The sequence below is a fragment of the Candidatus Pantoea multigeneris genome (genome assembly GCF_011752615.1).
Classification (GTDB): domain Bacteria; phylum Pseudomonadota; class Gammaproteobacteria; order Enterobacterales; family Enterobacteriaceae; genus Pantoea; species Pantoea multigeneris.
This window is the reverse complement of record NZ_VWXF01000021.1, coordinates 1-11,147: the sequence shown is the minus strand read 5'-3', so window position 1 is coordinate 11,147 and position 11,147 is coordinate 1. Positions and strand designations below refer to the sequence as shown.

The window sequence follows — 11,147 nt, the reverse complement described above, 5'->3', positions numbered from 1 at the left end:
GGAACTGCCAGGCATCAAATAAGCGAAGACCCCTGTCGAAAGACAGGGGTTTTTTGCGTTTGCGGCACTTAAAATCCCCACTATCTGAGATATAAACCAGCTGCAAAGTACAACAGAGAGGGGGATACAGCGTAAATCCACCTCCCAACCTGATCGGGATCGGGTAAACTGGTCCTCCGATTATTCAGTAAAGGCTTAATCATGTCTTGCCACACACACTCTTCACTTCAGCCCTGGAATACGTTTAATTTGAATGCGCGAGCTGCGCAAATTAGCGTCATAAATGACAGGGAAACATTGTGCCAGCTGTGGCAGGAAAGCAGAGTTGCTCAGCAACCCGTTTTAATTCTGGGTGAAGGAAGTAATGTATTATTCCTCGAAGATTTTTCCGGACATGTACTGATTAATCGTATTCAAGGGATTGAGATCAGCGAGACGGAAGAAAACTGGCATTTGCACATTGGTGCCGGTGAAAACTGGCACCAGCTGGTTGAACATACTTTGAAAACAGGTATTGCTGGTCTGGAAAACCTTGCATTAATACCCGGTTGTGCGGGGTCTGCACCTATCCAAAATATTGGCGCGTATGGTATCGAGTTCAATCGTGTCTGTGAATATGTTGATATTGTTGAACTGAGTACGGGTAATACCATGCGCATGAGCTCTGCGGAGTGCGAATTTGGCTATCGCGACAGTATTTTTAAACATCGCTATCAGGAAGGCTATGCGATCGTTGCTGTAGGGTTGATCCTGGCAAAAAAATGGAAACCGATCCTGTCATATGGTGATCTGACTAAATTAGATCCCGCATCAGTCACTCCTCAGCATGTTTTTGATGCTGTTTGCCATATGAGGCGGAGTAAACTTCCAGACCCTAAAGTCACTGGCAATGCCGGGAGTTTTTTCAAAAATCCCGTTATTGACGCTGAAAAGGCGCAAGCATTGCTGCAGTATTATCCCTCAATGCCACATTATCCCCAGGCAGACGGCAGTATGAAACTCGCTGCCGGTTGGCTCATTGATCAATGTCACTTAAAAGGGCTGCGTGAAGGAGGGGCTATGGTCCATCAGCAGCAAGCATTGGTATTGATTAATGTTGAAGATGCCACTGGAAATGATGTCGTTAGATTGGCTCATGAAGTACGTACCCAGGTTGGAAATAAGTTTGATATCTGGCTTGAACCTGAAGTTCGCTTTATTTGTGCGACGGGTGAAGTTAATGCTGTAGAGGTGATTGCGTGAAAGATACTAGCGTACCGTTAAAGCTGGTCAGTATTCTGGCAGATGGGCAATTCCATTCAGGGGAACAACTGGGAGAACTGCTGGGAATGAGCAGGGCTGCTATCAATAAGCACATGCAGACGCTAAAAGAGTGGGGGCTTGAGTTTTTAACGGTCACCGGTAAAGGATATAGCCTCACATCTCCTATTGAGCTGCTTAATGAGGCAATGATTCTGCCAAAAGTGCCGGAAAAGAATCTTGATGTTGTGCCGGTATTGGGGTCAACAAACCAGTATTTGCTGGATAATATGCATCGGCTGGCATCTGGTTTTGCCTGTGTTGCTGAATATCAGAATGCAGGGAGAGGCCGCAGAGGTAGGGTCTGGGTATCACCATTTGGGGCAAATCTGTATCTTTCAATGTACTGGAAGTTGGAAGAAGGCCCGGCTGCTGCAATGGGGCTGAGTCTGGTGATTGGTATCGTGGTTGCTGAAGTCTTGCAGTCTCTTGGCGCTGAAGGTATCAAAGTTAAATGGCCGAATGACCTTTATCTGAATGATAAAAAACTGGCGGGCATTCTGGTTGAACTGACAGGCAAAACCGGGGATGCAGCACATATCGTGTTAGGCGCGGGTATCAATCTTGCCATGAGCCAACCAGCAGCAGCAGCAATTGATCAACAATGGATCAATCTGCAAGATGCGGGTATCAAGGTCGATCGTAACCAACTCGCTGCTTCTTTGATCAATGAACTTCGTGTGAATTTACGTAAGTTTGAGCAGGAAGGCTTATCCTCATTCACTGAACGCTGGGCAAAGTTTGATAACTACATTAACCGCCCGGTTAAGCTATTAATAGGCGATCGGGTTGTGAACGGCATTGCCCGTGGGATTGACCATCAGGGTGGGCTGTTACTAGAGCATGAAGGTGAAATAAAAGCCTGGGTCGGAGGCGAAATTTCATTACGCCCACAAACTAACCTCTGATTGTAGTACTAAGCCATTTCATAGCCTCGTCACTCAAATGCCAGCGCAGTGTATTTTTTACAGGTGTTGGAGTGACGATTACAATGCCTGCTTTCACCAGCTTGAGCAGTAATCTTCGTGCCTGATAGATACCCATTTCACTAGCTTCCGCTACCTCTCGAGTGCTCACCCATTGCTCCACATTATTCAATGTAGATTCCGCACAGCGGCTCTGTAGCTTTGCCAGTACTTTGCTCTGCAGTGAAAATGTTTTTCCATAGTGAAGTGACTCGGTCTTTTTTTTCTTTAATCGTTTATCTAACGTCTTAACGTTAGAACTCAGCATAAGATGATCCATTCTAAAAACTCTCCCGTAAATAGTTTCTCGCAGTATTTGATTAAGTTTGTGAGTCACCTCGAAAATTCCTTTCCCTATTTATCCACTATAAAAATAAATTCCAGTAATTACATAGTGTTAAGATGCATTCTCAATGCAACTTTAAAAAATAACAAGAACAATCTGTCACTAAATTCTGTTTTTTTCAACATGAAAGGGATTATATACCGCTTGTTGCCATCTCATCGGTGCAATGCTCTAAGTTTGTGAAAATAGCGACTTCTTATGTCGCAACATAAAGCTGCAAGGTTCATTAATAGTGAGATGTTTTGAATTTGTTAATGCAAAAAGAATTCTCTTTTATAACTCGCTGCTTTTTTGTAAAAATGTGCTCGCTGAAAAACACTGTGTAATGATGAGGGGGTAAAATTCCGCCATGAATTTTCTTTCATACCCATGATATATACATGTTAGCTAGCTAAGTGTTAGCGAATTAAATATTTCATTGGGCGTTACTAGTGGAATTTTTCAGTGTACCCGTTTAAGTAAGTCATAAAATATTATACTTATCAGGATGAATAGATAATGAATTTGAATGCAAAGATGATGGCATTATTGGTTGCAATGGGTATCTCTGGTGCTGCTAATGCAGCGAATACAGGAAGTGGAACAGTGACGTTTACAGGTGCTATCATTGATGCGCCTTGTTCTATTAACCCAAACTCTGTAGATCAAACGGTGAACCTTGGTCAGATTTCCAATGCGGAACTTGCAACTGACAAGAATACCGGGACATCTACGCCACAGCCTTTCTATATCAAGCTGGAAAATTGCACCACAGCGACATTGAAATCGGTTCAGTCCACGTTTACGGGGCCTAAATCGCTTTGGGATGCTGATAGCCTTGGTATTAATGGTAGTGCTGAAGGTGCAAGCATCATATTAAAAGATGGTTCGGGTACAAAGATTAAGCTTGGTGAGAAAACGACTGCACAGGCTTTACAGGATGGAAATAACACATTGAGTTATTCTGCATACCTGCAAGGTGGTGGTAGTCTGGCTGTGATCAAGCCTGGTAACTTCCAGACAGTATCTAATTTTACACTGTCTTATCAATAAAATAAGAATCCATGCGGCGATGTGCCGCATGGATCCTAAAAATGACTGGCACCAATTTAACCTGGGAAATAAAAATGGGGCATGCCGTTACTGCTCATGCTTTATTAATTATAAAAATAATTTTTCTGCTTGCTGTTTTTACTAAAAATAATATCTCTGCTAAGGAAATTGAGTTCAACATGGATGTGCTAGATGTTAAAGACAAGGAAAATATTGATCTCAGCGTGTTCTCATCTGCAGGATTCATATTGCCAGGTGAGTACATGATGGTAGTACAGATAAATACAGTTGAATTGCCTGAACAGGTTGTCCACTATTTTTCTCCTGATCATGCAGGCCAGCAGAGCATACCCTGTATTACACCTGCTTTAGTTGAGCAGTTTGGCCTTAAAAGCGCTATCAAGAAAACATTGTCCTGGCAGCAAGGAGAACAGTGCCTCGAGTTTGAGAGCATACCCGGCGTTGTTGCTGTTGGTAGCCTCGCAACAAGCAAACTGACTGTCTCAGTCCCGAGAATGTATCTTGAGTATCACTCTAATGAATGGGATCCCCCTTCAAGGTGGGATGAAGGCATTAGCGGTATTTTGGCTGATTATAATCTCAATTTTAATTCTTCCCATCCTGACCAGGCGAAACCGTCCTATATGCTGGGGGGAAATGGTGTGGTAGGACTTAATACCGGACCATGGCGAGTGCGAGCTGAATGGCAAGGCCGAATTGATCATACCACTGGGAATAACAAGAACAGCGATCAGCAATTCGTCTGGACGCGTTACTACATGAGTCGAGCCGTTCCTGACTGGCATTCTCGCTTCGAGTTGGGTGAAATGGTCACTACATCCTCGCTATTCGAAAATTTTCGTTTCCTCGGTTTTAATCTACGTACTGACCAATCGATGTTACCTCCGGGACTGCGGGGCTATGCTCCCGAGGTCTCAGGCGTTGCAAAAACGAATGCACGGGTGGTTCTCCGCCAGCAGGGACGGATCATTTATGAAACTCAGGTTGCCGCAGGTGCATTTCATATACAGGAACTGAATGAAGCGGTCAGTGGCAGGATTCATGTCCAGATTGAGGAGTCTGATGGTAGCAGGCAGGATTATGAAGTTGACACTGCCAGTGTGCCTTATCTGACAAGGCCGGGGCAGGTGCGTTACAACTTTGCATCTGGCCAAATATCGACCTTCGGGCATCAAGTCGATGGGCCAGAGTTTGCGGCCGCCGATATTTCCTGGGGCATCAATAACGGATGGTCAGCTTACTCTGGCAGTGTACTGAGTAAAGATTATCAGTCTGTGACCTTAGGATTTGGCCGTGACTTACTGATGTTTGGGGCGCTATCCTTCGATACCACCCAATCCAATGCATCGATCCCGATGGCAGGGAGGTTAAAGGGCAGCTCCTATCGCTTAAGCTATGCAAAACGTTTCGAAGATTACAGCAGCCAGATCAACTTCGCCGGATACCGTTTCTCAGAGGAAAATTTCCTCTCCACAACAGACTATCTCAGGTCCATTAGAACAGGAGATGTCCGCCATAACAGCAAGCAACTCTATACAGTGACGTTTAATAAGCAGTTTGAGCGCTGGAACATGAGCTCATTCCTGAACTGGTCACATCAAACCTACTGGGATCGTGAAGCAACCGATCGCTATGAGATCAGCGCAGCACACCATTTTGACTTTGCCAAACTGAGAAACGTGAGCGCTTCTCTTTCCGCCTATCGCAGCTTGTATGACAAAAAAGAAGAAAACGGCATTTATGTTTCGCTCTCACTGCCTTGGGGGAAAAACTCTGCTGTCAGCTATAACGCCGCGAGCACGGATGGGAAAGGTGATCAGCGAGCCAGCTTTGTTTCCAGGAACAACGCAAGAGACAATTATCAGGTGTCTGTGGGGCAGTCATCTCCGGGAGGCTATCTATCTGGGTATTACAGCCATGAAGGTGATAAGTCTCTGATCACCGCTAATGCCAGCTACCAGCAAGCAAAATACAGTGCATTTGGGTTGTCAGCTCAGGGAGGGCTAACGCTGACTTCACAAGGCGGTGCTTTACACCGAACATCACTCCCGGGCAGTGCAAGATTGCTGGTTGATACTGATGGCGTTGCTGATGTTCCAGTCCGGAGTTTTGGTAGTAATACGAATAGCAACGTTTGGGGTAAAGCGGTGATATCCGATATTAACCACTACCACCGTTCGAGAGCGCGGGTTGATCTGGATGCGCTCAATGACAATACGGAAGTGATGCGATCGGTTGTGCAGGCCACATTAACCGAAGGTGCCATTGGTTATCGAAAATTTACCGTTTTGTCAGGCAGTAAGGGCATGGCGGTATTGCGTATGGTGAATGGTGAATATCCGCCGTTTGGTGCTCAGGTGCGTAACAACCGTCAGCAGCAGACTGGCATGATTGCCGAACAGGGAACGGTTTACTTAAGTGGATTACGACCCGGTGAAATTATGTATGTCGAGTGGAATGGTGATGTTGGTTGCTCAATAACGATTCCAGGCAACCTGCCTGCATTGAACCAAGATTCGCTTTTTTTACCTTGCCTGCTCCCTGATGAGGGGATGAAGCATAGGGCAGAGCATTTTATGATTCAGGAAGGATAACTCAATGAATAAGCAACAGAAGATCGTTATTGTCTTTGCCTTTATAAGTTGCCCCACGGTGCAAGCTGCTGTTTCCCTTGATCGTACCCGGGTTATCTATAATGAAGGCGAAAAGTCTGTAAGCCTGAGCATTAGTAATGAAAATCCACAGTTGCCCTATCTTGCTCAAGGCTGGATTGAAGATCAGCAAGGAAATAAAATTACCTCTCCTCTTACTGTTTTGCCGCCGCTTCAACGTGTTGAACCCGGAGAGAAGAGCCAGATAAAAGTCCAGGCGCTACAAGGCGCTGCTTTGCTGGCAAGAGACAGGGAAACACTATTCTATTTCAATTTACGTGAGGTCCCACCTCGCAGCGATCAGCCTAATACACTGCAAATTGCGCTACACACGAGAGTTAAATTGTTTTATCGACCTGCGAGTATTGTGGTGGAGCGGATTGATTTAGTTAAGCCTTGGCAAGAGAGGTTGGTTCTGATCGCCGAAGGTGATAATTATCGTATTCAGAACCCAACGGCTTATTATGTTACCGTAGTGGAGGCAAGTACCAGGAAAGAGGGGCCAAGTATTGAAGGATTTGAGCCTGTTATGATTGCTCCCTTCAGCAGTGAAAAAATGAAAGGTAAAGTAAATGCCTTAGGTAAACAGCCTTTCATTACCTATATCGATGATTATGGTGGACGTCCTGTTTTATCATTCAGTTGTCGGAGTGATAAGTGCTCTGTGACTGACTCTGGTAACAAGCCTGACTAACAGCAATGAAAAAATCCCTGTTATTTCTTCCTCTGATGCTGAGTTGTTATACAGTTGCAGCACCCCAACAGACCGTCGCTATTAAGGTTGGCATTCTGCATCCAACATGTACGGTCAATGATGGGCGTAGCATTGAAATAAACTTTGGTGAAGACATTTATGCAGCATTGATAGATGGCGTAAAATATAAGAAGCCCGTTATTTTTAGCCTCAAATGCCATAACTATACGACAACAGCAATGCGTTTACGATTAACGGGAAGTGTAAGTGCTTTCGACAATACGCTCTTAGCGACAACCAACCATAACCTTGGAGTACGCTTCTTACAGGGCACGGGAGCAACGCCTCTGCCAGTTAATCACTGGATTTCGTTTAACTACCCTACATTGCCGAAGCTTCAGGTGGTACCCGTGCGCCATCAACAAGGTGTATTAAAAGCCGGTGATTTCAGCAGTGCTGCAACTTTAGTCGTGGAGTTCAGATGAAAAATCACTTTTCTGTTTTTGCAGTAATACTTTTTTGCTATGCCCTGGAGGGGACGGCTTCAACAGCATCAACACCCATGAAGTTAAAAGGAAGGATTTTAGATACACCACCCTGCACCATTAATAATGAGAAAGACATCAGTGTGAATTTTGGCAATAAAATAGTTTCAGGAAAAATAAATGGAGAGAATTATCTACAGAACATAACCTATCTTATTGATTGCAGACCGGCACCCGCTCCTTTTGTCCTTTATCTGAATATTAAAGGTACGCCAGAGCCTTATGATGCTTCTGCAATAAAAAGCAGTAAGAAAAATTTAGGAATTCGTATTCTGATTGATGGGAAACCATGGGCGTTGAATACACCGCTAGCTATTCATACCAAGAGGCCATTGTTACAAGCTGTGCCGGTAAAACCGCAGGGAACTGTAGTAAATCCTGGCAACTTTCAGGCAGTGGCAACGTTAGAAGCCTTTTATCTGTAAGGATGTGCAGTGAAAAAACGTGTACTGATTTTACATGGATGGTGCCTGTTAGCTGCCCTGTTTTTTTTCCCCATTCAGGCTATGGCCGGTGCCTATGTACTTCCCATCTCTTATATAGGGCGGGTCGTTACCCAGCAAATTATTGCCTGGGAAGAAAATGACTACGATCTTAACCCGTGCTATGGCTGGCCTACTTGTTACCTCGGGCCTGATGTTCTTTATCCGAGTTCATGGCCAGGTATGTGGGGCTCCTGTGTCGAAAGGAATCACTGTATTCGTATTGAACAATACAAAACCCGAAAGCAGGTACGTGATGCCTGGATCGCGCGGAAAGGGGTGCCCTACAATGCTAACTATCCCGTCGCGACGACAAATGCTACTTGTGTGGGCATTTTTTATGCCGCCTCACCGGTCCACTGGTCAAAACCAAATGCTGGCACAGGCCGGGTATTTCCTGGTTCGGTATGCGGAAAAATGCCTCCTGCGAACCAGTCTTGTCATGTACAACTGCCTGCCGAAATCAATTTTGGTTCGCTGAGTGCCAACAGTATCGCAGGCCAGTACCGGGATGTGACTGGACGCATTTCTTGTAGCCTTGCGGGCAGTGTTGCTCTTTACGGTAAATCATTACTGAACGAACGTAATATCTACCTTGATGGCAACAAGCGCAATCTTTCCGCCAGGCTATTGATCAATAACCGCGATGCCTGGGAAGGAAGCCGCTTTTATCTTCAAGGAAGCCATATTGCTACATCATTTACTCTACGCGCAGTGCTACAGACAACAACGCCCCCTGCAGCGGGAAGCTATAGTGGCAGCGGAGTTGTCTATGTAGCGTATCTGTAGAGGTCAGTTAACGGGGCCGGGCGTTATTTTCGTAGCCGTACGTTATGGACTTCATGCTTGGCGCTTTTCGTCATGATCAAGCTGGCACGTTCGCGTGTCGGCAAGATGTTCTCTTTCAGGTTACGCCAGTTAATTTCACGCCAAAGCCCCTTCGCAATCTCCACCGCTTCTTCTACAGGCAATTGCGCGTAGTGATGGAAGTAGGAATTAGGGTCGGTAAAAGCGCCCTGACGGAATTTCAGGAAGCGGTTGATATACCAGTTTTCCAACATGTCTTCTGGCGCATCGACGTAGATTGAGAAATCGACAAAATCTGACACAAAGACATGATGAGGATCGTGCGGATAGTCCATCCCACTTTGTAATACATTCAGACCTTCAAGAATCAGAATATCGGGCTGATGCACAACTTTATCGCCATCTGGAATCACGTCATAAACCAGATGTGAATAAACAGGAGCGGTAACCTGGCTAGCGCCAGATTTGAGGTCTGCGACGAATTTCACCAGACGGTGCATGTCGTAAGATTGTGGGAAACCTTTCTTACGCATGAGATCACGTTCTTTGAGCACAGCGTTGGGATGCAAAAAACCATCCGTTGTAATCAATTCAACTTTACGGTGCTCTGGCCAGCGGCTGAGTAGAGCCTGCAGGACACGCGCAGTGGTACTTTTTCCTACTGCAACGCTGCCTGCGATACTAATGATATAAGGAATCTTCTGCGCATTAGTGCCAAGAAATTGCTCGAGCACTGCCTGTCTACGCAAGTTGGAACTGATATAGAAATTGAGCAGGCGAGACAGTGGAAGGTAGATTTCAGCCACCTCTTCCAAAGACAGGTCTTCATTAATGCCTTTTAATTGCTCGATTTCATCCCTTGTCAGTGTCATAGGGACAGAGGCGCGCAGTGCAGCCCACTGCTTACGATTGAACTGAAGATAGGGCGTAGTCAGTGGCGTCGTTTTTTTGCTCATAAGTCTGCTTCTGAAAGCAATAACTGCTTATCAACGGTTTGCTCAACAAAGAGAAAGCCTTCCCGGCTTCGCGCTTATCTCAGGAAATTGCCTGGAGATAGTGGGCTGGAGGTTATCACCAGTCAGGCGTTAAAAAGAAGTAAAAAAAGTGAGGTTGTCATCCTTTCGTAATGCCGCCCACATTTTCAGCCTGCAAGGATTACCCATGCCGGAATGGGTGTCATGGGTGGTGAAAATCTCAGCAGATGCGGTGTTTTTTTCCACTATTTCAGAGTTAATTGCGATGTTTTGCACAAATAGTAAGCGAAGAGATAAAAAAGCTAATTTTTTTGTTGCATCCTTCCTCCGGTCTTCCTAGAATGCGCTCCACTTGATGCCGGCTTAGCTCAGTTGGTAGAGCAACTGACTTGTAATCAGTAGGTCACCAGTTCGATTCCGGTAGCCGGCACCATCAAGTAGGCGGGATTCCCGAGCGGCCAAAGGGAGCAGACTGTAAATCTGCCGTCATCGACTTCGAAGGTTCGAATCCTTCTCCCGCCACCATCTCAATCTTGTGATTGAGACAGATAACCAAAAAGGTTATCTGAATTGGTGAGAAGTCACCCCAGGTTCAGGCTGAGCATTGGCACAGTCGGAGTCAGCTAAATCAAACGGCTGGCTCGAATAGTAAAAGCGCACCTTTTATTATTCATAAGCTACAGAAAGAACAGGTAGCCGAGTTCCAGGATGCGGGCATCGTATAATGGCTATTACCTCAGCCTTCCAAGCTGATGATGCGGGTTCGATTCCCGCTGCCCGCTCCAGATGTGCTGATATGGCTCAGTTGGTAGAGCGCACCCTTGGTAAGGGTGAGGTCCCCAGTTCGACTCTGGGTATCAGCACCACTTCCTTTTTCTCCCTCCCTGATTCTCTCTCTGTAAATCTGACAGTCAGGCAATTGCCTGGTTAATGTGATCATATCCTAGATATATCCGTCTTAGAGGGACTAGCGATGGCTAAAGAGCAATTCCAACGTACTAAACTGCACGTAAACGTGGGCACCATCGGTCACGTTGACCACGGTAAAACCACTCTGACTGCAGCTATCACCACTGTTCTGGCTAAAACCTACGGTGGCCAGGCTAAGAAATTCGACCAGATCGATAGCACCCCAGAAGAAAAAGCTCGTGGTATCACCATCAACACCGCACACGTTGAGTATGAAACCCCAACTCGTCACTACGCACACGTTGACTGCCCAGGCCACGCCGACTATGTGAAAAACATGATCACCGGTGCTGCGCAGATGGACGGCGCGATCCTGGTTGTTGCTGCAACTGATGGCCCAATGCCACAGACTCGTGAGCACA

11 protein-coding genes and 4 tRNA genes are annotated in these 11,147 nt (G+C 45.9%); 13 read left to right on the top strand and 2 right to left on the bottom strand.

The genetic code is table 11. The features are described 5' to 3' along the window. The first annotated feature begins 201 nt into the window (after nt 1-201). Both murB and birA read left to right on the top strand, forming a co-directional pair. Nucleotides 202-1,242, top strand: coding sequence for a UDP-N-acetylmuramate dehydrogenase (gene murB, locus F3J40_RS24515; protein ID WP_167018757.1), 1,041 nt, complete (start codon nt 202-204; stop codon nt 1,240-1,242). Next, nucleotides 1,239-2,207, top strand: coding sequence for a bifunctional biotin--[acetyl-CoA-carboxylase] ligase/biotin operon repressor BirA (gene birA / locus F3J40_RS24510; protein WP_167018755.1), 969 nt, complete (start codon nt 1,239-1,241; stop codon nt 2,205-2,207). The genes murB and birA overlap by 4 nt, the downstream gene beginning before the upstream one ends. Here birA and F3J40_RS24505 read toward each other — a convergent pair. After that, nucleotides 2,197-2,532 (bottom strand): FaeA/PapI family transcriptional regulator, encoded by a 336-nt coding sequence (locus F3J40_RS24505; protein ID WP_167018753.1) that lies wholly within the window; start codon nt 2,530-2,532, stop codon nt 2,197-2,199. The two genes, birA and F3J40_RS24505, sit on opposite strands and share 11 nt — an antisense overlap. Before the next feature lie 576 nt (nt 2,533-3,108). Between F3J40_RS24505 and F3J40_RS24500 the strand changes: the two genes are divergently transcribed. The 6 genes from F3J40_RS24500 to F3J40_RS24475 are packed head-to-tail and all read left to right on the top strand — an operon-like array spanning nt 3,109 to nt 8,824. After that, nucleotides 3,109-3,642 carry a fimbrial protein gene (locus F3J40_RS24500; protein ID WP_167018751.1) on the top strand — a complete coding sequence of 178 codons (534 nt, stop codon included), beginning with the start codon at nt 3,109-3,111 and terminating at the stop codon, nt 3,640-3,642. Between the two features lie 41 nt (nt 3,643-3,683). Further along, complete coding sequence (locus tag F3J40_RS24495) at nt 3,684-6,257, top strand: fimbria/pilus outer membrane usher protein (protein WP_240155601.1); 2,574 nt, start codon at nt 3,684-3,686, stop codon at nt 6,255-6,257. 4 nt (nt 6,258-6,261) lie between these two features. Further along, complete coding sequence (locus F3J40_RS24490; RefSeq protein ID WP_167018749.1) at nt 6,262-7,008, top strand: fimbria/pilus periplasmic chaperone; 747 nt, start codon at nt 6,262-6,264, stop codon at nt 7,006-7,008. Between the two features lie 5 nt (nt 7,009-7,013). Continuing rightward, nucleotides 7,014-7,493 (top strand): fimbrial protein, encoded by a 480-nt coding sequence (locus F3J40_RS24485; protein ID WP_167018746.1) that lies wholly within the window; start codon nt 7,014-7,016, stop codon nt 7,491-7,493. Continuing rightward, nucleotides 7,490-7,978 carry a fimbrial protein gene (locus F3J40_RS24480; protein WP_167018744.1) on the top strand — a complete coding sequence of 163 codons (489 nt, stop codon included), beginning with the start codon at nt 7,490-7,492 and terminating at the stop codon, nt 7,976-7,978. The genes F3J40_RS24485 and F3J40_RS24480 overlap by 4 nt, the downstream gene beginning before the upstream one ends. Before the next feature lie 9 nt (nt 7,979-7,987). Then, a complete protein-coding gene (locus F3J40_RS24475) occupies nt 7,988-8,824 on the top strand; it encodes an MrpH family fimbial adhesin (RefSeq protein WP_167018742.1) in 837 nt (278 codons plus the stop codon). A 23-nt stretch (nt 8,825-8,847) separates the two neighbouring features. Here the strand turns inward: F3J40_RS24475 and coaA are convergent, their stop codons facing one another. After that, a complete protein-coding gene (coaA, locus tag F3J40_RS24470) occupies nt 8,848-9,798 on the bottom strand; it encodes a type I pantothenate kinase (protein ID WP_017349685.1) in 951 nt (316 codons plus the stop codon). A gap of 375 nt (nt 9,799-10,173) precedes the next feature. On the opposite strand from coaA, the gene F3J40_RS24465 reads away from it, so the two are divergent. From F3J40_RS24465 to F3J40_RS24445, 5 genes are all read left to right on the top strand, one after another. Next, nucleotides 10,174-10,249 (top strand) — tRNA-Thr (locus F3J40_RS24465). A 7-nt stretch (nt 10,250-10,256) separates the two neighbouring features. Continuing rightward, nucleotides 10,257-10,341 (top strand) — tRNA-Tyr (locus F3J40_RS24460). A 185-nt stretch (nt 10,342-10,526) separates the two neighbouring features. After that, a tRNA-Gly gene (locus F3J40_RS24455) sits at nt 10,527-10,601 on the top strand. Between the two features lie 5 nt (nt 10,602-10,606). Beyond that, nucleotides 10,607-10,682: transfer RNA gene (locus F3J40_RS24450), tRNA-Thr, on the top strand. Nucleotides 10,683-10,789: 107 nt separating this feature from the next. Then, nucleotides 10,790-11,147, top strand: a 358-nt coding sequence (locus F3J40_RS24445; RefSeq protein ID WP_240155577.1) for a GTP-binding protein, incomplete at its 3' end; no start/stop codon positions are given.